The sequence below is a fragment of the Luteolibacter arcticus genome, assembly GCF_025950235.1.
GTDB classification, from domain to species: Bacteria; Verrucomicrobiota; Verrucomicrobiia; order Verrucomicrobiales; family Akkermansiaceae; genus Haloferula; species Haloferula arctica.
Genome location: NZ_JAPDDT010000004.1, coordinates 109,356 through 135,383 on the forward strand (window position 1 = coordinate 109,356; position 26,028 = coordinate 135,383).

The window sequence follows — 26,028 nt, forward strand, 5'->3', positions numbered from 1 at the left end:
GACAGGATCGCCAGCCAAGGTACGGGGCGGGAGTCCACCAGCCGACGCGAAACTTGAGGTAGCTTGTGGTAGGCCGGAGGCGCAAGCCGCGAGTCTCCTGTAGCGCGGGAGACGCGAGCCAGGTGGAACCCAAGGCGATCACCGCTTGCGCGGCGGGCTAACAATCGGTCCAGACCGGGTTGATGAGGATCGTATGAGGAATGTCGGGACTGCCCCGTTCGTTGCGGTGAATTTGTGCGACCACCATCTCCACGGCGACACGGCCAAGTTGCTCCGGTTGGTAATCGAGACCACCCACTCCCTGCTCACCTCCTTGCAGCATGAGCCATGCGATCGGCAACCCACTAACTTGGCCCCCGTTCGAACACGGTAGCTCGCACCAAGGGAATTTCTCCGCCACCAGCACTACCCCGGGCTTTTCACGGCGCAACCATCGCGCAAATCCGGCGGGATCGTCAGGTGAAGCGAGGAGCGGATTGACGCGGCCACGAGGAGGCAATTCCTGTTGGCAGGCCAGAAACGCTGCCAACCATTTGGTTTCCACCCGTTCGTTCATCTCCGGGGTGAGCGCGAGACCGATGCGTTCAAACCCCTTGGCCCGAAGTTGCGTCCATGCCAGCACCGAGCCTTGGAAATGGTTGGGCGAGACGCGGTGCATGACCGGTTCGTGAAGGCTGGAGCCAATGGTGACGCCTGTGAATCCACGTAGATCCAAAGCAAACCGCATGGATGGCTCTGGCACGGGCGGTATGATCATGCCCCACTGGCCGCGAGCCGCCAGGCGGCGGCGAAGCCCCTCCGGGGATATCCCCTCCGTGCCGACGGGGTAGACTTCCAGACCGTAACCCAGTTCCTGTGCCCGGGCCAGCGCGCCGCTCATGATCGGTTTGGCGCTCATGGCGGGGTCGCCGTCTTTTCCGGCAGGCCAAAGATCGATCCACGCGATATGATGGGGATCGCTTCGCCGGCGGCGGTGGTGCATCTGTGCCATCAACGCGGAAACCATCGGATGGGGCCGGTAACCGAGCCTCTCCGCGGCGGCCTGAATGGCCAGGCAGCGCGACACCGAAATCGAGGGATCGTTTCGCAAAGCTTTCGAAACGGTGGAAACCGACACCCCAACGTCACGAGCCAAATCACGCATGGTGAGGGATTGGTCAAAGCTCACGAAACGATATTCGTAAAATGCAGCTAGCCCGGCAAGCACCAACACGTCAGGTCTTTCTGCAATGACTGAATGGCAAACCGACTCCGAGCTGCTTACATTGGATAAGAGTCAACTTCACCCGCCGGTGACAGGTCTTTCCTCGATGACTGAATGGCAATCCGACTCCGAGCTTTTTTCTTTGGTTAAGAGCCGCCTCTACACCCCGGTAGTAGGTGACATCCTCGACCGGCTGGGGCTTACCCATCAGTTCCTGCCGCAGCCGATTCAACCCTTGCTCACCGAAATGAAACTCGCCGGGCGGGCAATGCCGGTGCTCATGATCGACGTTCACGGTCCCCAGAAGCAGCCTTTTGGCAAACTCACCGAGGCGCTTGATCAATTGCAGCCCGGCGAGATTTATCTGGCGAGTGGCGGCGACATGCGGTGTGCCTATTGGGGGGAAATCCTCACCGCTACCGCGCGGATGCGGGGCGCAGTGGGAGCGGTCATCAATGGCTTCCATCGCGACACTCCCCGCGTCCTCGAACAGGACTGGCCGGTCTTCAGCCGCGGCAGGTTCGCTCAGGATTCGGCCGTTCGAACGCAAGTTGCGGAGTACCGTTGTCCCATCGAAATAGGTCAGGTTCAGGTCGAGCCCGGGGACCTCGTCTTCGGAGATCTTGACGGAGTGGTGATCATACCCCGTCGTGTGGAGGAAGTCCTCATCGTTGAGGCTCTCAAAAAGGCCGCGGGCGAGAACGTGGTGCGCAAGGAGATTGAGAACCACATGTCGAGCACGGCTGCCTTTCAAAAGTACGGGATCCTCTAGGCTTCCGCAGCAGGTTGATCCGCCCAAAGGTGCAGCCCCGCCGTTACCCGTTTGATCCTTATGAAACTCGGATTCGGACTCTACCGACATCAGCTCGACGCGGATCATTTCCGCTTCGCCACGCAATGCGGGGCCTCCCACCTTGTCGTGCACTGGGTGGACTATTTCCGCTCTTCACGCGACAACCAACCGGGGGATCAACCGATTGGCAACGACTCCGGCTGGGGCTTGGCCGGCGATCCCGACAAACTCTGGTCGTTCGAGGAATTGTCGGCAGTGAAGGAGGAGGCCGCTTCCCACGGGCTGCAAATCGAAGCGATTGAGAATTTCGATCCTGCCCACTGGCACGACGTGTTGCTCGACGGTCCGAAGAAGCTCGAGCAGTTCGAAAAGCTCAAGACCATCATCCGCACCGTAGGGCGCGTGGGCATTCCGACCATCGGCTACAATTTCTCGATTGCCGGCGTGGCCGGTCGCATCAAGGGACCGACGGCACGAGGGGGCGCGGAAGCGGTGGGCATGGAGAATCCTTACGACACCCCGATCCCGAACGGCATGGTTTGGAACATGGTGTACGATCGCCATGCACCGCCGGGCAATCTTCTAACCATCACTCCCGAAGAGCTGTGGCAACGTCATGGGGAATTCCTCGACGTCCTCATGCCGGTCGCGGAGGAAGCGGGGGTCACCCTTGCCCTGCATCCCGATGACCCGCCCACGCCAACGCTTCGCGGTCAGCCTCGGTTGGTCAACCAGCCGCACCTCTATCAGCGGGCGATTGATCGTCATTCCAGCACGCGCAACGCCTTGGAATTTTGCTTGGGAACGCTGGCCGAAATGACGGATGGAGACCTGTACGAGGCGGTCGATAACTACAGCCGCCAGAACAGGGTGGCTTACGTTCATTTCCGCAATGTCCGCGGCAAGGTCCCGCACTACTGTGAAACGTTCGTGGACGAGGGCGACATCGACATGCTGCGGGTGCTCCGAATTCTCAAAGGGAACGGCTTTGAAGGAGTGTTGATTCCCGATCACGCACCGCAGATGACATGCGCCGCACCGTGGCACTCGGGAATGGCCTTTGCCTGTGGCTGGATGAAGGCGGCCCTGCAGAGCGTGGAGAACGACCGGTAGTCTCGCTTTATGCGGCAGCTCCTTCGGCACAATCGTCTGCCTCAGCCCAATTTCGGCAATCCCACGCCCGCGTCCACGCGGAGGGTGAAGCCATCCACCTCCTCGGCCAAGGAGGAGCAGAGGTAGAGGAAGGCATTGGCGATGGCCCCGGGCGAGTTACGTTTGCCCAAGGGCGAAACGCGATCCACCCAAGCCCGATACTCCGGATTGTTATCGTAGACCAGCTTGGAACTGCCAGCCGCCACGTTACCGGGACTCACGCAATTCACGCGGATCTGATACTTGGCGTACTCGAGCGCAAGGTTCTTTGCGAACATTTCGAGCGCGGCCTTGGACGCGACATAAGCGCTGATGCCCTCCATCGGAATTTGTGCCACATACGAGGATGTGAAGATGAGGTGCCCGACGCAGCCGCTCGTGCGCCAATGGGAAAGCACGCTGCGGGCGAAATACGTTTGCGCCAGGAAGTTGAAGGCGACGATCCGGTCGAAATTCTCCTGGTCGCAAGTTTCAAAGGGAAACACGCCGGTGCCCCCGGCATGGCCCAGCGCAATGTTGATGCCGGGATACTGGACGAATGCCGAATCGACCGCGCGCGACACTTCGACGTGATCCGTCACATCCATTTGCAAATAAGGGGTCGAGGGAAGGCCCCAAGCTTCGAGGGTTTTCCTCGCGACGGCGTCCGGTTCGCGGTCGGTCACCACCACGGTGGCACCGGCGGCATCCAAGGCCTTGACGATGAATTCTGAAATGGGGCCCAAGCCCCCGGTGATGAGGATGGTTTTGTCGGAGAGGTCGAGGTGCATCGGGTGAAGAGCGTGTGGAGTGTGGAAAGCTCAAAACACGGCACAACATGGCGAGCCGCAGGGGAATACCGGACCGTGAGTGCCGGTAGGTTGGCCCGTGGCGGGATCGAGTTCAAACGGAACCACCTCATGGGAGTCCTGGTTAACCGAAAGCAGCCAGCGGCCGGAGGGCGAGAGCGCGATGTCACGCGGCGTCTTCCCTCGCACTGAGAAGCTGCCGGCGAGCGCAAGATCCCCTAGGGTGTCCACGGCAAAACAAACCGCCGTGTCGCTGTGACGGTTGGAAACGAAAAGGGATTTGCCGGAGGGATGGAACTCGAGGGCCGCGCCTGCGGGTACGTCGGCGAAGGTTTCCGGCAGGGTCGCATGCACCGCGATCTCACGCCAATCCTCGCAGTTTCCCTCTAACACCCGCAACTTCGCATCCAATTCGCCAAGCACATAGAATCGAGGCAGCGCCGGATGAAATACCAGATGGCGCGGACCGGATCCGGGGGCGACCGCAATCGCCCGCGCTTCGCCCAGATGCTTCCCGTCGAAGGCATGCAGCCAGACGCAGTCGCAACCTAGGTCGCACACCAGCACGTGCCGCCCATCCGGCGCGAACGCCGCTTGATGCGGATGGGATTTCTCCTGCCGATCCAAATCGGAGCCGTGGCCTGGATAAACGATGTGCTGGTGTGCGGCGGCCACTTCGCCGCTTGCTCCAAGTGCATGGACGGTAACGCCGCCGAGGTAATTCGACACAACGGCGGCTCGCCTGTTAGAGGAAAGCGCGATGTGACAGATGGCTCCGCCAAGCGTCGACTGGACGTGGCCGATCCGCGTGAAATCCTTCGAATCGAAAGCCGAAATTTCACCCGGCTCCAGGTAACGCTCGGAGGCGACCAGCAACGTTCCTCCCGCCCGGGTGAGCCAGATGGCATTCTCCGCGTTGGAGCAAGAACTCACGCGGAAGATTTCACCGGTCTCCTCATTCAAGTCGCAAGCGGTGATCCCCTCTCCCGTGGCGTGGAACCAGGGGCCCGGGATGTTGAGCGAACCGATGAAGATGCGGGTCATGGTCTGGCTGAAAGGAGGGAACGATGCCGGCTATTTCGCGAAGTAAGCTTCGATTTCTTCGAGCGTCTTGCCTTTGGTTTCGGGGAGGATGAATGCCGCGAACAGGAAGTAAACGAAGGTGCATACGAACCACACCCCCCACATCGCGGCGTAACCGAAGTTTCCGATGATGGGCAGGAACAACCAAGTGGTGAGAATGGTGACGCCCGCATTGCCCAGAACACCAAGCCCCATGCCGATGGAGCGTACGCGGGTGGGCAGAAGTTCCGAGGACATCAGCCACAGGCAAACGCCGGGGCCGAAGGCAAATCCGACGATGTAGAGGATGAGGCAGGCGAAGATGATTTGTCCGGTGGTTTCGGAAGGAGCCGGGCTGAATTTGGCGCGCAGGATTTCCAATTTGGCGTCGGGATGGGCGGCATCGGGCTTGAGGGCAAGCACCGGATCCTTGGCGTCACTGCGCAGCAGCAGCAAAGGCTGCTCCTTGCCGCCCCGCGTGTACTGCACGCTCACCTGCACCACGGGCGCATCAGATGCGGCAATCTCCTTCACCGGAATGACCAGCGCGTGTTCCTCGATCTGTTGCGTCAATGGTGCCGTCACATCGGTACGCCCGGCTTCCACTTTCCAATAGGTGATGACGCCGGTGCCCAGCGCGACCAACATGATGGCGGTGCCGATTTTGAGCAGCCACTTGCGCCCGAGGCGGTCGACGAGAAGGACGCCGAAGATGGTGGTGACGAAGTTCGCCACCGCCAGCCACACGCCGGTGTGGGCGGCGGCGCCTTCGCTCAGGCCCGCCTGGTTGAGCATGACCACGGGGAAGGTGAACACGGCGCAAATCCCGGTGGCTTGGTTGATAGCCAGCAGGGTGATGGCCAAGGCCAACGGCCAAAGGTAGCGCTTTTGGAGAATTTGATCGGAGCCACCGGCCTTGGCAGTGTGGGCGGTGGCCGCCAGTTCTTCCATCTCACGCAGTTCCAGCCGCGCCTGGGCCGCGTCACGGCCCTTCAAGAGGACGGCCAAGGCCTTGTCCGCTTGCCCGTGGCGGAACAGCCAGCGTGGCGACTCCGGCACCACGAAAGCCGCCACCACGAAGACCACGGCCGGCCACGCCGACGAAAGGAACATCTGGCGCCAGGCGTGATCCTGGGCGGACAGGATTTTGGCGGCGTCGCCGGCGGCGGCTTGCACGGCGTCATCCACCCCTGACTGATACCAAGCCCCGGCGGCCATCGCCACGGCGATACCCAGGGTGATGCACAATTGAAACATGGTCGAACTGATTCCGCGCACCTTAGCCGGCGCGCACTCGCTCATGAACACCGGCACCACCACGGCAATCATGCCGGCGCTCAAGCCCTGCAGGGTGCGTCCGGCAAACAGCATCCAGAAACCGGCGGAAAGCACGATGATCCCCACGCTGGCCACAAACAGGAACGCAGCCAGAATCATGGTTTTCTTGCGCCCGATCAGGTCCGAAAGACCGCCGCCGATCACCGACGAGGCCAGCGCACCGATCATGATGGCCGACGCCAGCATTCCCACCTCGGCCTCACTCAGGCGAACGCACTTGTCGAGGTAGAGCAATGCCGACGAAATGATCCCCAGATCATAGCCATAAAGGAGGCCGCCCAAGGAGGCGATGGCGACGAGGAGGAAGGTGTAGGTTTTGTTTTGCATGCGGGCTTTCAGGAAATGTCGGGGCAGAGAACCTGCGTGCGGACTTGGCGGAAGCCGTTGGGAACGGAGCCGAGGGGGTCAGGGCAAGGTTGCGGGCGTGGATTGCGCAGCGACGACCGCTGCGCCGGTGGGGGCTTTCGCCATCGCTCGATCGACGGCCCAATAGAGTGCGATCAAAGCGATGACCGTACTGGCCGGCATCACGACGGCTTTCCGGTACCAAGCCTTTTTCCAGAACCATGCGGTCAGGAGCAGACCGGTGATCACGATGAGCAATTGCGCGAATTCGATTCCGACATTGGCGCAAAACACGGCAGGGAGAAACAGGTGACGGGGCCAATCCACTTCCGAGAGTGCTCCGGCAAAGCCGAGTCCATGAACCAGCCCGAACACCGTGACAATCGCAAGCCGGCGACCGAACGGGCGCTTGGCGTCGGGTAGAAGGTTTTCCACCGCCACGAAGGCGATGCTGGCGGCGATGCCGATCTCCACCCAGTGGGCGACCGCCTCCGGGAAGCGGACGAGGCCAGCCATGGTGAACAACAGGGTGACGCAGTGGGCTACGGTGAAGGCCGTGACCTGCCACAGGATTTCCTTGAACCTCCGCGACCCGAGATAGACGCCGAGAATGAACAGCAAGTGGTCGGTGCCTTCTGGAATGATGTGGCGGAAGCCAATCCAAAAGCAATCGGTCAGCAACCGGACGGTGGCGGGTGGCGGGGAGACGGCTTCCAATGCGGGGGAACTCAGCGCCCCGGCGATTTCCGCGGGAGCAGGGTCGAGGTCGGTCTCGATCACCAGGAAGGAAACCGGTATGTCGAACTCGCCGATGCGATACCGGGAGTTCTTGATTTCCGGAATGATCGAATCGTCGCCGCGGGCTTCCAAGAACATCGCGACTCTCTGCGGCAACTCCATTTCGGGAGTGATGGGGACGCCTCCTTCGAGTGACGGGATGTGCAGACTCAAGCCGGACAGCCGGGTTTGGTTTTGCTCCAGGATGGTGCCGGCCGACAAAATGGCGGCCAGCGGGGCGCGCACCCGCGCGAGGTCGGCTCCCGTTCGAATGGAGTATGGAGCCACACCGGAAAGCATCTCAATCTGATCCAAGGCCAACTCCAACTTTACCCGCCAGGTTCCCGGCATGGATTTCTCGATCCTCGCTTCGAACACATCCAATCCATGAGCATGGCCGGCGGACGAGGTGGCGCCCCACGCGAGGATCGCCAGGGCGACTTGAAGGAGGATGCGTTTCATAGGGCCGGGTGCATGGCGGGGTTCCCCCCTTCCGACATCACCACTTCACCCGCAGCGTGACGAACCCGTTGCCCGGCACGGTGACCGTTGTGCCCACCTCTTCGCCCGGTTCTTCATCCAGCGTGCACAGCCGCACCGAATCGGGCGCGCGGTCGGGCCACACCAATCTCACGATTTCGTCCTTCTCCGAAACCGAGCGCAAGCGGAGGATCGTGTCCTTGCCGTCCGTGCTGCCCTTGAGGATGGCGATGGTGATGGAGGGCGATCCCTCCAGCGCGACCACGGGTTTAGTGACCGGGTTGCTCTGGGCGGGCGTGGCGACCAGGGGTTGCGCCTGTTCCACGCCGAAGCGGTTGGCCACCGCTGCGTCGTAGCCGGTGGCGTGCGGCATCACACGGTAGCGGAAGGGAATCAGTCCTTCCTGGGTCAGCGGGAAATTGGTGTGCCAATGGTTGTTGAGCGCCCAGGAATAGATGGTCGAGCTGGGCTGAAGATTGCGAATCCAATGCGGCGAACCGGTGGCGGCACCGATGATGTTGGCGGTCATGCCGCCGACTTCGAAGGTGGACGCGTCCAGCGAGGCCCAGGTGACACCGCATTGATCGTTGGACACATCCAACCAGCGTTGGAAGGCGATCCAGTTGCGGTTGGCTTCGGGCATTTGGTCGGCATCCACGCGCATCACGCCCCAGGGGATGTCGGCGCGAATCTCGCGATTCGGGACGGCGAAGGCAAAGCCGAAGTGGATGCCTTCCTTCGCGGCCACGGCCAACTTGTCCACGACATTGGAGCATTCGAGCCAGGGTTGGCCGGCAACGAGTCGCACCGCGCGCGACACCGACTTGCAGCCGGGGGCGACGGAGTCCACCTGCCATTCGACCACCAGCGGGCCGTTCTCTTTGACGCTGACTTTGATTTCGGTGTCGGGCTTGCCGTCGGCACTTCCTCCTGGCAACTGGCGGAAGGCGTTGAGGCCGCCGTCCTGCGCGGGGTTCACGAACTCATGAGGGTTGCCAGCGCAAAGCAGGCTTTTGATGTTGCCGGTGGCCGGGTCGAGGGTCGCCGTCAGAACGCCGTTGGAAGCGCTGTCTCCCTTGAGCGCGGCGGGCACCGGCGGCGGCGTGGCTTGGCCGGATTGCACGCGATAGGCTTTGCTCCCCAAGGCGGGGATGTTGGAAGCCAAGAAGGCCAGTTCGCCGGTGGAAAGCCGTTGAGAGGGCACGGCGGCTCCCGCGTCATCAATGACGCGATCCCCCGCTTTGGAGGCTTCGGCGGAAAGCGTCACCAACCCGCCGCGGTTCCACGACAGGGTGTTCATCACGGCCACGGACGGACCGGCGGGAACCTGTTCCGCAGACTGCTTCAAGAGCGCGATGCTGGTGTCCTGCGCCGCTTGAAAATAGGACTTCTTTACCTTCCAAATGGCTTCCTGGAAATAGGGATGATTGGGATCGGCATAGCACCACGTGTGCTCGGACCCGAGGAGGATGTTGCGCCATGAGGCTTCGACCTCCGCACGCGGCGCGGGCTTGGTCGGATTGAGCATCGAAGCCAGCGTGTCGGCTTGGATCAAGCGTTCCTTGGCAACCCGGTTCATGCCGGTGAACTTGGCGGCGGTGCCCAAGCCGTCCGTCCAGTATTCGGTGTAGTCCCCCCTGACCACCGGCAATTGGTCGCCGTATTTCTCATCAAAGGCCGACATGATGTCGTGGGCGCTGGAGATCGCCAGTTTGGGGTAGGCATATTCCTCGTTCCACATCCGCACGGCTTCGGGCAGGTCTTCATCTAGCGGCGTGTTGTCTGCCATGGCCCACGACATGGCAAAAAGGTCGTAGGGATACTTGTCGCCCCAGCTCTCCAAGGCTTTCAGGGTTCCGAGCAAATAGCCGTCGAGGAAGTTGGCGCGCGGGTTGGCAGTCTTGATGGTTTGAGGGATGTCGTCCGGATTCACGACGCCCATCCAGCTTTGATAGTGGCCCATCCCCTTGGCTTTGAAGCCCGGCGTGTAATCGCCCGGCTGGTAGAACAGCACCTTGGATTTTCCGTCGGGGCCGACCCACCAGAACGGGCGGTGGGAAAGTCCCGGAGCAAGTCCCGTGCGATCGATGCCGTTGAACAGGCAGAACGCATACTTGATGCCCGACTGGTTCAGCACAGGCAGCAAACCCCAGGAAACGCCCGGCACATCCACCTGCACGAAGGTGTCCACCGTGGCACCGGTCTTCTTCTGAAGCTGGCGGGCATCATGCAGCAGATGGAACATCTCCTCGTCGGCGCACACGCTGGTGTTCACATTGACATAACCGGCATCGAGGACCATGCGACCTTGGCGAATCGCCGTGTAAACTTCTTCCTTTTGCTTCGCGGTGGCGGTGCTGAGGTAACGCTCCACCGGCCAGATCACTTCCGGATTCCACTTGTAGCGCAGGCCTTCGGGGCGCTTGGCAGTTGCATTGGCGATGCGGATGCCGTTGACGACATTGCGCTTGTGGATGATCTCCACGTTTTCATGGGTATTGGTGTAGCCGATGTCCACGTGAGAGTGAGGATAGACGAACACGGTCCATTGACGTTGGGCGGGAACCAAAAAGGGCTTGCTGCTTTGCACCTTGGCTCCTTGGCGCAAGGTGACGCTGACTTCCGCCGCCTTGTCCACGCCCACGCCTTTGGGCAGCAGCAGGGAATAGTATCCCAAACCTTTGACGTTCTCGGGCAAATCCTGGGTTTCTACGGTTTGGCCGTCCACCGTGACCTCCAGTTTGGCCCGGCCGTAAAGACGGGTTCCTGTGAAGCCTAAGCGCACTTCACGCCCGGCTTCGCCATCGGGACGGTGGCGGTAAAACGGCTGGACGGTGGCCGCCATGTCAGTGGGGAAAGGCAGGGCATCGGCGGCGACCTCACGGGTGTTGGTGAACTGAACTTCGGACAGGCCATACACATTGCCGCCGTAGTTGCTCTTGGCCGCGAGGATCACGCCGGTAAGAGCCTTCCCACCGGTTTTAAGCGGAAACACTTGGGCTTCTTCCGCCGTGCCGCCGGCCTGCTTGAGGGTGATGTCCGCGAGGAGCACCCATTTCGAACCATCCATGGTGCCGTAAACCCGCACCTCGCGCAGGCCACGGTTGGTGTAGCCTGCTTGGTTGTGGTTCCACAGCTCAAGGCCGTCCACGGTCTGTGGCTTGCCAAAGTCGAAGCGCAGCCAAGCTGGACAGGCCGGAATCTGACCTGCAGGCGCAGATTCGGTTGCCACGAGCGCGGTGTGCCACATCGTGGCGGCACCGGAATTGCTGTCGTGACGCATCTGATCATCCAAGCCCGAATGGTCCACCAAGGTCGCCGCCGATGCATAAATCGAGGAAGCACTGATTTTGATGTCGGTGGTCGCGACCTGTTCGGTGACGGGGATGGAGAAAGCTGGTGATACGAAGCCAAGGGTGGCGACGGTGGCATAAGCCGTAAGCAGGGCGAAGGTGGAAGTGTTCATGATGGAAGGGTCCGCGCGAAAATCAGGGAAAGACACCGGGTCGTGGGTTCCTCTAGGATGTTAGAGATTGAGTCCATGGCATCGTGGCGAGGTCTTGAGCTGAAGCGTTTGCCTCCGACGGTCCAAGCCGGGTTGCCATGGCACATGTCGCGGGATCGCGTGCGGGAAAGACCTTCAGCGCCACATTGGCGGGTTCAACATGGTTGGCCTGCCTCCGTTGCAGGCGGATCTTCGCCGGCAGCACGAAGGACTTAGCAGCGTGAACCACAAATGGGTCGAATGTTCCGGCCGGATCTTTAGCGATCACTTCTTCTCTTTGGAAAAATTCAATAGGTTGAACGTGCCCCGGTGTCGTGAGCGAAGCCCATATTCGTCAGGCATTCCGGCGAAGGGCACGCGGCGGCGGCACAGAAGGACGACCACGCCGAGACCGCAGAGCAGCGCGGCAGCCGCTTCTGGAACCAGCGACATAGTCACGAAGCGGCTTTCCGTGGCCTCGTACCGAAAGTTCCGGCCCGCCTCGGTGTCGTTGTAGTTGAATAGCCACTGGTTGGAGCCGAAGGTGTCAGCGGTGAAACCGAAGGTGATGCCGCCGCCGGCGTAACTGACGGGGTGAAACGGTCACCCCAAGGATCAATTACTGAGGACGAGAGGCACTTTGAGCGGATTTTTCTGCACTTCGGCAGACTGATTTTGAAAGTAGCGCTGCACAGTTTGGGCATCAAGGTTCGTGCACGAGCAAATTGCGCCAACCAAACAGCGAAAACTTCAAGCATCGGGAGTCCTCACCCACTATATTGCGCCAAATGTGGGAGAGCATGACGAGATCCCCCACGATAAACCCGCGTCACCACGCTGAAGGCCATTCTCGAAACTATGGAGAGACCGCATTCGCTACAGCATGCGAGGATCCGGCCCTACCTGTTACCAATTGACCCGTGGCCGATACGTTGCTCCCCGGTTTGGGGAGATGAATCCCTTGGAGCTCTGATCTTCGGCATGCGGGGGGCGGAATGTTGAACGGCACCCCGTGGCGAGCTCATCCGACTGCTGGAGTTCAACCCATCCCGACCCAGTCATCGGTAAGACTTCGTCGAAGAAGCGGTGCGTTTATAGCTGCCGAGCAGCAACGCATCAATGCACCCCTAGGCTCCTCCCGTCATGCTGTCCACATTGTCGCATTATAGTGGGTGGAACTCCGGATGCTTGTCTTTTTCGGTACTGCGTAGGCGCAATTTAGTCGCGCGCGAAACTTGATACCCAAACTGCGCATGGCTATTTTGAGAGTGAGTCTGCCTATGTGCAGGGAAATCCACTCCAATAGCGTATCTCTTCTCGGACTTCTGCTCACTCCCACTTGGCTTCCAGCCCGCCGCCGACATCTTTTAGCAAGCGAATGGAGACACGACTGCCACCAATGAGGAGCAGCCACTCAACACATCCGGTTCGCAGGCGACGAACATAAAATTTCCCGTCGAGGTCAAGAGGGGAGGAAGAGCGCCGCGCGGAGCAATCCGCGCGGCGCTGAACTCCACCCGCTTCGTAAAACCCAAAAATTAGAAACCCCACGTGAAAAAGACCCAATGTCTGAGTTTGTTCGCCGCAGGAGGATTGATCGGAACGCTCTTCCTCTTCGATGAGGGCGACAGAAGTGGAGTAGCAACCGAGGCTAAGAAATCACCCCGCTCGTCGTCGGCCCGGGAGCACGCTTCAAGCGGCACGCCGGAATCCGCAGCCGCTAGCGATTCATCGGCACCGGTGAACCCGGCACCGCAAGACGGTTCGCAGCAGCACACTGCTGAGTGCCTCCATGAGAATGGAGAGCATTCCAACCCCGTCGGCAATGAGGTGAGGCCCGTCCATCAAGACCTTGAGCCGGACTTTCTTGACCGCATCGTTTCGGGAAAGTCCGTCAGCTTCGATCTTCCCGACGGTCGCAAGGCGACCGGTGTCGTGGAACTGATCCAACACGACGACACCGGAGTCCTGTTCGTTCAGGGCCGACTCGAACAGCCGGCCGCGGGGTCCTATTTCTTCCAACGCCAAACCATTGCAGGAGTGGCCGGATCGCTTGTCGGCAACATTCGGTTCGACGCCGGTAGTGACGCATGGAAAGTCCTGCCAACGGCCCCGAATGGTGGCCCGCGCCTCGTCGCCAGCACCGTGGATGAGGTCCTGTGCGTGAACTACGCGTTGCCACCTTCCGACCTGGATGCCGAGCAGGCCGGAGAACCCGAAGTTCAACACGCGCCGCAAACCCATCCGACCAACATCACCATTCCTTCGTATCAGAACGGTATTATCCCCCTGCAGAGCCTGCCCGATGCCACCGGCGTCGTTTACCTCGACTTCGACGGCGAGAAAGGTCCGTTCCCGAGCTGGGGGAACTTCGACGCCGCCCATTCCGGGGCCAACAACACCCAGATCTACGACGTCTGGAAAATGGTCGCGGAAGACTTTCAAGGCTTCAATCTCAACGTCACCACCGACCGCAAGGTGTATGACTCGGCTCCTCAAGGCCGCCGTATCCATTGCATGGTCACCCCCACGACCAACGCTGCTCCCGGCGCGGGCGGCGTGGCCTTTCTCGGTTCCTACAACTGGGGCGGCGACCCGGTGTGCTGGGCCTTCTACTCCACCGGCAAGTCATCGGCGGAGGTCATCTCCCACGAGATCGGACACACCCTCCAACTGGCGCACGACGGGCGGACCATTCCTGCCGAAGGTTACTATGGCGGCCACGGGACTGGTTCCACTGCCTGGGCGCCCATCATGGGCGTCGGCTATTACGCCAACCTCTCGCAGTGGTCGAAGGGCGAGTATGCCAGTGCCAACAACCTGCAGGACGACCTCGCGATCATCGTCAACAACAACGACGTCGATTACCGCGCGGACGACCGGGGCAATACGCTCGCCACGGCCAGCTATCTTGAAATCGCTGCCAACAGTTCGGTTTCCAACGAAGGGATCATCGAGAGCACCGGCGATGTGGACGCCTTCCGCTTTGTCACCAGCGGCGGCCAAGCGACCCTCAACGTCAACACCGTCGGCCTGAATCCCAACCTCGACATCCTCGCGGAACTCGTCAACGCGGCCACCGGTGTGGTGGTCACGTCGAACAACCCGGACCTCGGCATTGACGCCACCGTCGCCGCCAACCTGGCGGCCGGGGAATACCTCCTGCGCGTGAGCGGCACCGGCCGCGGCAATCCGTTGATCGACGGCTATACCAATTACGGCAGCCTCGGAGCTTACCTCGTTTCCGGCTCCGTGACCGGCGGCGTGAAACCCGACCGTTTCTCAATCGCCGAGAACAGTGCCAATGGAACCTCCGTGGGCACGGTGACACCCCGTAACAACCACGGCGGTGCCACTCTGGCCTACACGATTGCTTCCGGTAATGGTGCAGGTGCCTTGGCGATCAACGGCACCAGCGGGCTCCTCACCGTCGCGAACGGATCGCAGTTCGACTACGAAGCCCTTTCCCTGCGCTGGGATGATCCGCCCACCATCGAGCTGTTGGTGAACATCACCAATGCCTCGAACCCGTCGCTGAACGAAACGGTGCGCGTCGTGGTCAGTGCCACGGATGCCAATGAAGCCCACAGCATTGTCGGCACCTCCAACACCTCGGTCTATCGCAATGCCAACACCGGCACCCTCGTCGCCAACTTCTCGACCCAAGGTGAGGATCAGTTCGACAACATCACTTGGTCCATCACCTCGGGCAATGGTGGCGGTGCCTTCGCCCTTTCCGCGGACGGCAGGCTGACCGTGGCGAACTCCGCTGCACTCGCAGCCCAAAGCAGCCATGTCCTGCAAATTACCGCAACCGACAGCGGCCCGCTATTACCCGTCATTTCCGCGAATCACACCGTCACCGTCGGCACCTTGCTCTGGAATCCCGGCGATGCCCTGGTCGTCAGGAACTGGACCCAGGAAGCCGGTGTAACGGCGAGCCAGTCCTCGACCTTCGGCGGCTGTGTCGCCTCACGGGCCATCGATGGCAACACTGACGGAAACTTGGGCAGCGAGAGTCTCACCCACACCGACACTGGCACCAACAGTTGGTGGGAAGTGAATCTGGGTGCGGATCGGGTCATTGGCTCGGTGCAGCTCTTCAACCGCACCGACGGGGTGGGCACGCGGCTTTCCAATTTCAGGATCTCCGTGCTCGACGCCTCTCATACGGAAGTCTCCGGGCAGAACTTCTATCCAGGCAGCGGTTCGGTCGGCACCAGTGAGCTATGGAACTTGGCCTCCGCCGTGACGGGCCGTTATGTGCGGGTGCAATTCCTTGGATCAAACAACGATGGCAATGGCTACCTGTCCCTGGCGGAAGTCGTCGTCGCAGTGCCGCTTCCCGCAAATGTTGCCGTGGCCGATCCCAACTGGGCACAGCAAGCGGGAGCGACGGCGAGCCAGTCATCGACTTACGCCGGCGTGGTCGCCTCTCGAGCCATCGATGGCAATACCGAAGGAAACTGGAACGGCGGGAGTCTCTCTCATACCGATACTGGCACCAACAGTTGGTGGGAAGTGGATCTGGGGACCGACCGGCTCATCGGCTCGGTAAAACTCTTCAACCGCACGGACGCGGTAGGCACGCGGCTTTCCAATTTCCGGGTGTCTGTCCTCGACTCAAGCCGCACGGAGATCGCCGGCCAGAACTACTACGAAGGAATCGGGTCTGTCGGCACCAGCGAGCTGTGGAGCCTTGCCGCCGCAGTGACCGGCCGGCACGTGCGGGTGCAGTTCCTTGGAAACAACAACGATGGCAATGGCTACCTGTGCCTTGCCGAAGTGAAGGCTTTTGCGAGCGCTGCGCCGAGTGAGCCGCTTGCGACGCAATCCACCACCTTCGCGGGCGGAGTCGCCTCCCTTGCGGTCGATGGCAACACGGATGGCACCTATGCCAACGGCAGCGTCACCCATACCGATGGGACCACCAACAGTTGGTGGGAAGTGGACCTCAAAGCGCTGCAGAGCATCGATCAGATCGTCCTCTACAACCGGACGGACTTCCCCATCCGGTTGTCCAATTTCAAGGTCAGCCTCTGGAATGGCAGCACGGAGGTCTACAGCAGCAACCACTTCACCGAGCCCGGCACCCGGGCATCCAACGTGTTCAGCCTGTCACAAATCGCAGGCATGGTCGCGGACCGTGTGCGGGTCGAGCTATTGGGCAATAACAGCAACGGAGACACGTACCTCTCGTTGGCCGAGGTCGAAGTCTATGGAACTACGGCGACCAAGACCTGGACCAATGCCGCAGGGGGCTCGTGGACTAACACGGGCAACTGGAGCGGTGGCCTCATCGCCAGCGGTGCCAACATTACCGCCAACTTCGCCACCCTGAACCTGACGTCGAATGCGACTGTCACGCTCGATGGTACACGCACCATCGGTCACCTGACCTTCGGTGATACCACGCCCAGCCACCATTGGACCCTCCACACCGGCAGCAGCGGCCCGCTCACGCTCGACGTCACCAGCGGCAGTCCACTTGTCACCGTCAACAACCAGACGGCTACCATCGGCGCAGTCCTGGCGGGAAATGACGGCCTCACCAAGGCGGGTGCCGGCACACTGGTTCTCACCGGCACCAACACTTACACCACGGCCACCACGATTAGCGGTGGCACGCTCCAAATCGGCAATGGCGTGGCGAATGGCACCTACAACGGCACCTACTCTATTGGCAGCGGAAGCACCTTGCGTTTGACCAGGGCAACGGCAGCCGCGCCACCGTGGAGCAGCATTACCGGTGCGGGCACACTACGGCTCTTCACCGCCGCGAGCTTTGATTATGGTTGGGGCGCCGCCTCATTGGGCGCGGGCTTCACCGGCAAGCTCTCGATTGAAACCGGCCGCGTCCAAGTCAACGTTGCCGGCTTGGGTGGCACCAACAGCATTGACGTGGAAAACGGGGGGCAGCTCATCATCTATCCGACGAGCGGCCAGACTTACACCCAGCCGCTGACGATCGCCGGGAACGGCTACGGTGAACCGGGATACCCCGGCGCGTTGCGAAATTCGGTTGCCGCGTCCACCTGGTCGGGGCCCATCACCCTTGCGGCGGATGCCGGCATCTATTCGCAAACTGGCACTTTCACTCTCACGGGACCGATCACCGGGGCACATCAATGCGAGTTCACCCGCATTGGCAACATCGTGGTCGCCCCTGCGGTAGCGGTGCAGAACAGCTATGACTCCACCAAAATCAGCAGCGCGGGGGGCAGCGGCGTTATTTCGGCAGGGAACCCCTACGCCTTCAGTACCGGAGGATTATTGATGAATGGCGGCGTGCTGGCCCTGAACAACCACAGCTTCAGCTTCGCCTATCTCAGCGGCACCACCGGCGTCATTCGGAACAATGGAACCACTGCGGCTTCGGTGATCACGATCGGCAGCGACAACTCAAGCACCAGCTATGGAGGAACCCTGATCAACGGCAGCACGGCCACCCTCAGCTTCACGAAAACCGGCACGGGCACGCTCACCTTGACCGGTGCCAATGCCTACACCGGCGCGACCACCATCAGCGCCGGCACGCTGAGCGTCACCGGCTCGCTGGGAGCTACCACCATCACCGCGCAAAGCGGTGCAACCCTCGGCGGCACCGGCACCTTGGGTGGCGCGGTCACCGTGCAGGGAGGCGGCTCCATCATCCCGGGGACAAGCGCCATTAGCATGGGCACCCTCACGCTCAGCAACAAAGCGCTCACCTTGTCCGGCACCGCCGCGATGCAGATCGGCCGCACCGGCGGCACGCTCTCCAACGACAAGGTCAGCGGCATCAGCACGGTGACCTACGGTGGCAGTTTGTTCGTCACCGATGTGGGCGCGGACCTTCTCCAGGCCGGCAACACGTTCCAGCTCTTCAATGCCACCACCCGCACCGGCAGCTTCAGCAACATCACGCTGCCAACCCTCGCCTCCGGACTAGCGTGGGACACCAGTCGCCTTGCGGTGGATGGCACCATCAAGGTTGCAACAAGCGGCCCCATCCTCGTTAACCCCTACGACACCTGGGCAGCAGCTCAAGGCCTCGACGGTTCCAGCGACGATCCCGACCACGACGGCACCGGCAACCTGCTCGAGTTCTACCTCGACGGCGATCCACTCGCTGCCGACGGATCCACCCTTCGGGTCATGATGGTTGATACCACTCATGTGGTGCTCACCTTCCACCGCCGCGACGATGCCGAAGCCCATGTCAGCACCGAGTTGGTCCAATGGGGATCGGACCTCGCCGGCTGGACCGATGTTGCCCTCGGCGGATCCCACGCCGGGCCCGATGCCAACGGCGTTGTCGTCGAGGTGATCGAAAACGACGAGAGACCGGATGACATCACGGTATCCATCCCGCGAGAACTGGCGATCAGCGGCAAACTATTTGCCCGACTGAAAGTAACCGAATAATTTCCCTGGCCAACACCAGGGTGAGCACAACGGGTGACCGGCGGTTTGGGTTTTCCGTCGGTCACCCGATTCGCTTCAACAACGTTTTTCATCTGCGCAACTTCCTCGTCTTCGGTCGCAGGATGTAATGAACGAGTTCCCCAAGTCCCTTTGACCAAGTCCCTTTGAAAGTCCTCCCCCCTCTTTTGCTTGTCCTAGCCGCATGGTCGGCGCGGGCTGATAGCGTCGTCGTTCTCAACGAGCTCCACTACCACCCTACCGGCGCGGACACACCGAACCACGAGTGGCATGCTCTGGGGCCGTGGGGCCGTAGGCCGGTCGGCTTAAAAATGGCGGCAAAACCGCGGAGCGGCCCAACGACAGCGGCCGCGTGATAGCTAAACTCGACTACGAGCCCGATGGCAATTGGCCGTGGCTCGCGCACCGGCTGGCCGCGTCGCCCCGCAGTAGCGCGAAGTCGCGAGAGAGCCCGTCTTCGTACCTGATTCGGCCTTGCAGATAGCCGTCTGCATCAACCGGGCACGATCACTCACATCCCCATCACGATCTCACAGCCGGGCAGCTTCGCCTTGAGCGCCTGGATGCCGGCGGCATCGACCTTGGTCTGCCACAGATAGAGCCGCTTGAGATTGGCCCGTCCCGCGAGCTTGAGGATCCCGGCATTGGTCACCTGGGTTCCGTAGAGGTTGAGCGACTCGAGCTTGGGCAAGGTGGCAATGACACCGACAGCGGCATCCGTGACGCCCGTCTCGGACAGGCGCAGGATCTTCAATTCCGCAGCATCCTTGAGCATCGCTGCGCCCTTGTCCGTCACCTTGCAGGCCGACAGGTCGAGCGAAACCATCCCCGGCATCACCGGAGCCAGCTTGGCGAGATCGTCGTCGCCGAATTCCTTGCGCAGGCTCGCGGCGGTAAAGACCACGCCGCCAGTCGATTGCGATTCGAAATTCAGCGCCGCCGGGAATTCCTTCCGCAGGCGTGCCACCTCGCCCTTCAACGACTCGCGCTTGCTGGCCGCCTCCTTGGCTTCGCCGGCGCTGGCCTCCTCTTGCTTCTTCCGCGCGTCCGCTGGCACGATCTTCGAAAGCGCAGCATTGATGTCGTCTCCGGGATTGAGCGACGCGAGCTTTGCATCCTTCGACGCCCCGCTGTCGATCCACCACTTGATGAGCCGCACCTCGTGCGGCTCCAGTTGCTTCTTGTCCTCCGGCGGCATGTGCTCGTCATCGTCCATCGGCAGATCGATGCGGATGACGATGTTGCTCTCGGCGGACTTGCCGTGGACCAGTCCCTCGCCTTCCTTGCCGCCCTTCACGAGCAGCTCATAGTCATCCATCCGGAACTTGCCCTTCTGCTTCTCAGCACCGTGGCACGCGGCGCACTTCTCCTCGAAGATCGGCGCAATGATCTCGCTGTAGACCACCGGGTCTGCGGCCATCGCCCCGGAAGTCCCGGCAGCAAGCACCAGGAGCACGGAGCGGGTCAGGCCGCGATGGGATGTGAGGAAGGCTTTCATGGTCGCGATCGATTGCAGTTCTCAGAGTTTCTTGAGCTTCGTCACCCGTCCGCTGGCGTTCCAGTCCTGGACGTAGAGGTTGCCCGCCTTGTCGAAGGACAGGCCGTGCGGCGCGGTGAAGATGCCCGTCTTCATCTGGTCAAGCGGAATGCCAAAGCCCGCCCATTGGGCCTTGTTCGGATTGTCACCGAGGAAGGCGACAGGCGCGCCGTTCTTGTCGAGGATGGTCACGCGAGCCTCAAGCTCGGCCACCGCGCAAACATCGCCGAGGATGGAGAGCGTGCACGGGCGGCGCAGGTTGGTGGCGTGGACGCCGATCCAATTCCCTTCAAGGTCGAAATGGACCAACCGGCGGCTTTCGCGGTCGCAGACCAGCAACCGCGGCGCACCGTAGCGGGTGTCGATGGCCATGCCATGGCTGCACGTCGTCTTCCCATCGCCGGTGCCCTTGCCGCCGAACGATTTGAGGTGCTTTCCCTTCTCGTCAAACTTGTGGATGAACTGCGCCCCATAGCCCATCGAGCAGAAGATGGAGCCATCCGGAGCGACGGCCACGGCGGTGAGACCGTTCCAGCCGCCTTCCACATCGCCAGCGGTGGCCTTGGAAATCTCCAGCAGCTCCTTGCCGTCGGTATCGAGCTTGCAGACGCGCAGCGCCTTCGGCCCGCCGAGCTGGGCACCGTAGATCACCGTCTTGCCGCGCTCCTCGCGCACCGCCATGGCATGGAAGCCCTGGCACTCCGGCGCGATGCTTTTCACCAGCTTGCCGTCCGGCTGATAGACCAGGATGCCATGCGCGGCATCGGTGGAGACGTAGATGAAACCGCTCTTCTCATCGATGATCACGCCGCCGTGCGTCGGGCCGATCTTCTTTCCATCCGGCAGCTCGCCCCAATGGGGAATGGCCTCATACATGAAGGCTCCGTTGCCGGTGCGGACGGCTTCTTCGAGATCCTTGCCGGGTTCCTTTCCGTGGTCGGGATGGGCGAAGGCGAGCGCGGGGACGAGGAACAGCAGTGCGGTTGGTTTCATGCGATGGCAGTTGGAGAGGTGATCGGGAATCGGGATCGGCGGCAATCTGGAACTACAGGTCACGCCAGCACATCCTTCACGATGTGTCCGGCGACGTCGGTCAGGCGGAAGTAGCGGCCTTGGAATTTGTAAACGAGCTTCTCATGCTCGACACCCATGAGGTGGAGCATCGTCGCGTGGAGGTCGTGGACATGAACGCCGCCATCGACGATGTTGTAGCCGTAGTCGTCGGTGGTGCCGTGGGTGACGCCGGCCTTCACGCCCGCACCGGCGAGCCAGATGCTGAAGCAGCGCGGATGGTGGTCGCGGCCGTAGTTGTTGCCGCTCATCTTGCCCTGGCAATACGCGGTGCGGCCGAATTCGCCGCCCCACACGACCAGCGTGTCTTCTAACAATCCACGGCGCTTGAGATCCATCACCAGAGCGGCCGAGGCCTGGTCGGTCTGCTTGCACTGGCGGGTGATGCCACCGACGACGTCGCCGTGCTGGTCCCACCCCTGGTGGAAGAGCTGTACGAAACGGACGTCGCGCTCGATCAGGCGGCGCGCGAGCAGGCAATTCGCGGCGTAGGTCCCCGGCGTCTTCGAATCGGGACCGTAGAGATTGAAGGTCTCCTCGGTTTCGTCCGAGAGATCGGTGGCATCCGGCACACTGGTCTGCATCCGGAACGCCATTTCCGCCTGCGCGATGCGGGCATCGATCTCCGGATCCAGTTCGTGCGCGGCTTGGTCACGATTGAGTTTGCCCAAGGCGTCTAACATCCCGCGCCGGATGTGCGGCGAGACGCCTTCGGGATTCGTCAGATAGAGCACCGGTTCCTTGCCGGAGCGGAACTGCACGCCCTGGTGCTCGCTCGGGAGGAAGCCGGAACCCCACAGCCGGGTGTAGAGCGGCTGGTCGCGGCTGCCATTCTTCGAAACGAGGACAATGAAGGCGGGCAGGTTGGCGTTGAGACTGCCCAGGCCATACGAGGCCCAGGAACCCATCGACGGTCGCCCGGGGATCTGGTTGCCGGAGCAGAAGAAGGTGATCGCCGGGTCGTGGTTGATCGCCTCGGTGTGCATCGTGCGGATCACGCAGATCTCGTCGGCGATTTTTTGCGTGAAGGGCAGCGTGTTGCAGATCTCCATGCCACTGCGGCCATGCTTCGAGAAGTCGGCGAAGGAGCCGGCCATCGGCAGCAGGCTCTGGTTGCCACTCATCGTCGAGAGCCGCTGGTTGCCGATGACTTCCTTGGGCAGCGCCTTGCCATGTCCCTGGCGCAGCAGCGGCTTGTAGTCGAAGGTCTCCAAGTGCGACGGACCGCCGGCTTGAAACAGGTAGATGACCCGCTTCACCTTCGCGAAATGATGCGGCGCGCCGAGGCTCCCGCCGGTGGAAGCCGCTGCCTTGCCCGAACCTAACAGGTTCGACAAGGCCATGGCACCGAGACCGAGTCCGCTCTTGCCGAGGAAGTGGCGGCGGGTCAGTCCCATCAATTGGTCGTAGCTTGGACGAATCGGTTTCATGGGACTAGCGGTTGGTGATGACGGCGTCCGAGGTGAGCAGCGTGGAACAGACGACCACGAGTGCGGCGAGCGATGGATCGTCCTTGCCGGCCACGCTGAGGGCGGCGGCGCGGTCCTTTTCGTAGGTCGCCCTCTGGGCCGCGTGAAGTTCGGCGATCGCCGCCCGCTCGGCCGGCCGCGGTGCCCGGCATGCCAGAATGGCAAAGGCACGGTCGCACTGGGCGGCCGCATCGCCCGGAGCTTGCGCCACGCAACGCTCCGCCAGCTTCCGCGCGCATTCGAAGAAGCTCTGGTCGTTGAGGAAGATGAGCGGCTGGAGCGGCGTGTTCGTCGTCAATCGCCGCGCCTGGCAAATCTCGCGGCTTCCCGCATCGAGCGTGGTCAACATCGGCGGTGGTGCAGTCCGTTTCCGGAAAGTATACAGGGTGCGGCGATAGAGCCCCTCCCCCTTGTCGGGCACATAGTCACCACCCGAGGCCCCGGCTTCCGACCAGACGCCCGGCGGCTGCCATGGCTTCACGCTGGGTCCACCCACTTTCTCAACGAGCAGCCCCGCAGCAAAGAGCGCCTGATCGCGGATCGCCTCACCCGACAGGCGATAGGCCGGGCCGCGTGCCAGCAAGCGATTCGCCGGATCGCGCTCCAACTTCTCCGCGGTGTTGCTCGACGACTGGCGGAAGGTCGAGCTCATCACGATGCGCTTGAGCAGCTTCTTCACGTCCCAACCCGAGGCCACGAAGTCGTACGAGAGGGTATCGAGCAACTGCGCATGGCTCGGCGCGTCGCCCTGCAGGCCGAAGTTTTCCTGCGTCGGCACGATGCCGTTGCCGAAGCACATCATCCAGAAGCGGTTCACCGCCACGCGCGAGACCAGCGGATTGGCAGGGTCGGTCATCCAGTTCGCAAGGCCGAGGCGGTTCTTGGGGGCATCCGCCGGGAAAGGCATCACCGCGGACGGTGGCGATGGCTGCACCGGCTTGGTGAGATCGGGAGAAGCGTAGTCGCCGCGGGTGAGTATGTAGTGCTGCTTCGGCACCGGGCTTTCCTCCATCACCATGATCAGCGGGATGTGATCGAGGTAGTTGTCGTGGAGGTTCTTTCTCGCCGCGGTCACAGCCGTCCGCGCGGCGGCCATCTCGGGATCGACATGGCGGAGGTAGTAGTCGCGGAGGCCGTCCTTGGCCGCGGCATTGCCGGTCCTCGCCGCCTCGGCGATCTTGTCGGGAGAGCCACTCGAGAGCGCGGCGACTTCCATTGCCACGAGTTCGTCGCGGAAGACCGAAAGCTCGTCGATCTGCCCTTGGGCGAATCCGCGGTCGTCGCGCGGCCGGGCCCCGAGACGGAATTCACCCGCGGTGATGTTCTTGTCCAACTGGTCGGTCACGACCGCGGTGACGGCCGGCTTGCCGTCGAAGTACATCTTCAATCCGCCAGCTCGCGAAGTCCCATCGTAGGTCACCGTCACCTGCACCCACTTGCCGACCGGGAATGGCTCGCTCGTTTCGATCGACGCGGCGCAACCCGGCCACAGGTGGATGCAACTCCAGCGCAGCTTGCCCTTCTCTAACAGCAGCTCGAATCCCGACGCGTCCGCAACCTGGGAAAACATCGCCGGACCGCTTTGCAGGATCACCGCCCGATCCTTCGCATCCGGGCTGAAGATCTTCAGCGACACCGAAAGCGGATCGTGCCGGGTCACTCCGGCGATTCCCTTGAGATGCAATTCCGTATCGCCATCAAACTCCACGGCATCGCCGGGCACGTTCTTCAACTGTCCGCCGGAGACCGCGGCAGGCTGGCCGTTGGGAACGAGGTTTGCGAGCGGTGCCGCCGCATCCAGCGGATAGTGGCCGGCGCGCGGCGTGAGCGAAATCGTGGGCTTCGCAGCGAACCACGCTTCAAAGGCAGCTTCGCGGCTGGCGGGCAGTTCACGGAGATGCTTCTCCGCCGCCTCCAGCGCAGCGCGACGCTTCGCGATCTCCGGCCCGTGCTCCGGCTTCTGCAGCCGCATCGATGGCTCGGGAGCGCTGGTCGAGAGGGAGAATGGATAAAGCCCGTTCTCGTCGATCTGCCCGAACATCGACGCCATGCTGTAATAGTCGCTCTGCGGCAGCGGGTCGTACTTGTGGTCGTGGCACTTGGAGCACTCCATCGTCAGCCCGAGGAAGGCGGTGCCGAAGGTGTGCACACGGTCCGACACGTTCTCCTGGCGGAACTCCGCTTCGATCGATCCGCCTTCCTGCGTCTGGCGGTGCAGGCGATTGAACATCGTGGCCAGCTTCTGCTCCTGGGTCGCATCCGGCAGCAGGTCGCCGGCGACCTGCCAGCTTGCAAACTTGTCGTAGGACAGGTTCGAGTTGAACGCGCCGATCACCCAATCCCGCCACGGCCACACGAAGCAATTGGCATCCGACTGGTAGCCGTAGGTGTCCGCGAAGCGCGCCACATCCAGCCAGTCCTGCGCCATCCGCTCGCCATAGCGCGGCGAGGCGAGCAAGGCATCCACCTGCTTTTCATACGCGTCCGGCGATGCATCCTCGATATAGGCCTGCAGTTGCTCCGGCGACGGCGGCAGACCTGTTAGAGTAAGCGATGCCCGGCGCAGCAGCGTGGCGCGATCGGCTTCCGGATTCGGCGAAAGCTTCTCCTTCTCCAGCTTGCCGAGCACGAAGCGGTCGATGTCGTCCTTGCTCCAGGCGGAATCCTTCACCGCGGGCGGCTCGTGCTTCTTCGGCGCGACGAAAGCCCAGTGCCGCTCATAGGCCGCGCCTTGCTCGATCCAGCGGACCAGAATGTCCCGCTCCGCATCGGTCAGCGGGCGGTTGAGCTTGGCGGGCGGCATGATCTCTTCCGGATCGTGCGAACGGATGCGGGCGACCATCGCGCTGGCCTTGAGGTCGCCGGGCACGATCGCCCGTTCACCGCTATCCAGCTTGGTCGTCGCTCCTTCAAAGGTGTCGAGCCGCAGCCCGGCCTCGCGGCCCTTGTCCCCATCGGGTCCGTGACAGCCGAAACAGCGGTCCGACAAGATCGGCCGCACGTCGAAGGCGTAGGACAGCGGTTCCTCGGAAGCAGAGGCTGCGGAGATTAGAAGGAAGGAAAGAAGTCGTTTCACGTGTAAACTCGGGTCGGGGCACCAAAT

General features: G+C 62.0%; 13 protein-coding genes. 3 read left to right on the forward strand and 10 right to left on the reverse strand.

The genetic code is table 11. From position 1 onward, the window contains the following. Positions 1-157: 157 nt before the first annotated feature. Complete coding sequence (locus tag OKA05_RS11345; protein WP_264487255.1) at positions 158-1,213, reverse strand: LacI family DNA-binding transcriptional regulator; 1,056 nt, start codon at positions 1,211-1,213, stop codon at positions 158-160. Positions 1,214-1,310: 97 nt separating this feature from the next. Here OKA05_RS11345 and OKA05_RS11350 point away from each other — a divergent pair, with 97 nt between their 5' ends. Beyond that, positions 1,311-1,976: an RraA family protein gene (locus OKA05_RS11350; RefSeq protein WP_343226962.1), complete on the forward strand. Its 666-nt coding sequence runs from the start codon at positions 1,311-1,313 to the stop codon at positions 1,974-1,976. A gap of 60 nt (positions 1,977-2,036) precedes the next feature. After that, positions 2,037-3,110, forward strand: a complete 1,074-nt coding sequence (locus tag OKA05_RS11355) for a mannonate dehydratase (protein ID WP_264487257.1) — start codon at positions 2,037-2,039, stop codon at positions 3,108-3,110. Between the two features lie 41 nt (positions 3,111-3,151). Here the strand turns inward: OKA05_RS11355 and OKA05_RS11360 are convergent, their stop codons facing one another. The 5 genes from OKA05_RS11360 to OKA05_RS11380 all read right to left on the reverse strand — a co-directional run bounded on the left by OKA05_RS11360 (position 3,152) and on the right by OKA05_RS11380 (position 11,405). Continuing rightward, positions 3,152-3,919: an SDR family NAD(P)-dependent oxidoreductase gene (locus OKA05_RS11360; RefSeq protein ID WP_264487258.1), complete on the reverse strand. Its 768-nt coding sequence runs from the start codon at positions 3,917-3,919 to the stop codon at positions 3,152-3,154. Positions 3,920-3,949: 30 nt separating this feature from the next. Beyond that, a complete protein-coding gene (locus OKA05_RS11365) occupies positions 3,950-4,981 on the reverse strand; it encodes a lactonase family protein (protein ID WP_264487259.1) in 1,032 nt (343 codons plus the stop codon). Positions 4,982-5,011: 30 nt separating this feature from the next. After that, complete coding sequence (locus OKA05_RS11370; protein ID WP_264487260.1) at positions 5,012-6,664, reverse strand: MFS transporter; 1,653 nt, start codon at positions 6,662-6,664, stop codon at positions 5,012-5,014. A 78-nt stretch (positions 6,665-6,742) separates the two neighbouring features. Next, positions 6,743-7,921: a HupE/UreJ family protein gene (locus OKA05_RS11375; protein WP_264487261.1), complete on the reverse strand. Its 1,179-nt coding sequence runs from the start codon at positions 7,919-7,921 to the stop codon at positions 6,743-6,745. A gap of 37 nt (positions 7,922-7,958) precedes the next feature. Beyond that, positions 7,959-11,405: a glycoside hydrolase family 38 N-terminal domain-containing protein gene (locus tag OKA05_RS11380; protein ID WP_264487262.1), complete on the reverse strand. Its 3,447-nt coding sequence runs from the start codon at positions 11,403-11,405 to the stop codon at positions 7,959-7,961. 1,569 nt (positions 11,406-12,974) lie between these two features. Here OKA05_RS11380 and OKA05_RS11385 point away from each other — a divergent pair. Further along, the gene (locus OKA05_RS11385; protein WP_264487263.1) at positions 12,975-18,830 is read left to right on the forward strand and encodes a beta strand repeat-containing protein; all 5,856 of its coding nucleotides are present in this window, start codon (positions 12,975-12,977) and stop codon (positions 18,828-18,830) included. 529 nt (positions 18,831-19,359) lie between these two features. On the opposite strand, the gene OKA05_RS11390 is transcribed toward OKA05_RS11385, so the two are convergent. From OKA05_RS11390 to OKA05_RS11405, 4 genes are read right to left on the reverse strand one after another with little or no spacing between them, the layout of a single operon-like run. Further along, complete coding sequence (locus OKA05_RS11390) at positions 19,360-20,346, reverse strand: c-type cytochrome domain-containing protein (protein WP_264487264.1); 987 nt, start codon at positions 20,344-20,346, stop codon at positions 19,360-19,362. Between the two features lie 21 nt (positions 20,347-20,367). Further along, complete coding sequence (locus OKA05_RS11395; RefSeq protein ID WP_264487265.1) at positions 20,368-21,378, reverse strand: NHL repeat-containing protein; 1,011 nt, start codon at positions 21,376-21,378, stop codon at positions 20,368-20,370. A gap of 59 nt (positions 21,379-21,437) precedes the next feature. After that, positions 21,438-22,886, reverse strand: a complete 1,449-nt coding sequence (locus OKA05_RS11400; RefSeq protein WP_264487266.1) for a DUF1501 domain-containing protein — start codon at positions 22,884-22,886, stop codon at positions 21,438-21,440. A gap of 4 nt (positions 22,887-22,890) precedes the next feature. Continuing rightward, positions 22,891-26,001, reverse strand: a complete 3,111-nt coding sequence (locus OKA05_RS11405) for a DUF1553 domain-containing protein (protein WP_264487267.1) — start codon at positions 25,999-26,001, stop codon at positions 22,891-22,893. Positions 26,002-26,028 lie beyond the last annotated feature (27 nt).